The organism is Chryseobacterium sp. CBo1, assembly GCF_001693475.1.
In the GTDB taxonomy this organism is placed as follows: domain Bacteria; phylum Bacteroidota; class Bacteroidia; order Flavobacteriales; family Weeksellaceae; genus Chryseobacterium; species Chryseobacterium formosense.
The window spans coordinates 1-975 of the sequence record NZ_MAUH01000064.1; the positions used below are offsets into that span (position 1 = coordinate 1).

Sequence of the window (975 nt, forward strand, 5' to 3'; positions counted from 1 at the left end):
ACCCGTAGTGCATTATCACACAATAGCTATTTTAATATTATTCATTTTTCTTTTATAAACAAAAACATTTATGAATTGGATAAATGTGAGTGTCATTATTTTACTTAGTATTCTTGTTTTGAATCCATTAAATGACTTAGCATAATTGTTTCTTATTTTAAACTGATCACAGAGCTGGGAGAATAAGGTTTCTATCCTTTTCCTTGATTTTCTGAAAGTATATTTCTGCTTCTTATAATCTTTTTGGTTGCTTCTCATCGGTGTTTCCAGCTTAATATGAGCGTAATTGAACAAGTCAGTCTGTACTTTCGTCGAGAGATAGCCTCGATCTCCGATAAGGGTGCATTTTTTCATTTGCTGTTTAATATCCTGCAGAAAATGAATATCATGAATACTTGCTGTAGAAATGTCAAAACTCTGAAACACCCCGGAAACAGAGCATACCGCATGCAATTTGTAGCCATAATAATAACTTGATTGCGAAGCACAATATCCTTTACTTGGAAATGAAAATTCATGTTCTTTGCATATTTTCGAGCGTTTTGCTCTCGCGTTTTTACATATCTCCAAAGGCATTGAGTCTACGATAAATACATTTTGAGCATCATTAAACCGGCTTACAATAAGCTTTCTAAGATTTTCCATATGAAAAAACAGTTTTCTTTTTCTTCTGTTGTATACACTTCGTTCTATCTTTCCATCGAGTTTTGAACTTGACAGATATCTAAACAATTGATATTCCGAATCTATGGATAAATATTCTGCAGAAATATTGATGGCAATAAGCTCTAAATCTGATAATTTTGGTTTTATGGGTTTAAAATAAAAATTTTCTCCCTCACACAGCTCTCTCAATTTTGTGAGAATAAAATCGTAAATTGCATCTAGGTTATTCATGAATGTATTTGATTGGTAGTCAATACAATTTACAAATTTTTGTAACATGAATAACTTTTTTTATAATGCACTACGGGT

At 31.5% G+C, this 975-nt stretch carries 1 protein-coding gene; it reads right to left on the minus strand.

All coding sequences use genetic code 11. The features are described 5' to 3' along the window. Positions 1 to 15: 15 nt before the first annotated feature. On the minus strand, positions 16 to 897 hold the full coding sequence (locus tag BA768_RS18735) for an IS982 family transposase (protein ID WP_065721981.1): 882 nt from the start codon (positions 895 to 897) through the stop codon (positions 16 to 18). Positions 898 to 975 lie beyond the last annotated feature (78 nt).

What these genes read in the sequence shown, in the direction of transcription:
- BA768_RS18735 (WP_065721981.1), bottom strand. Translation starts at nt 897, where the DNA reads ATGAATAACCTAGATGCAATTTACGATTTTATTCTCACAAAATTGAGA.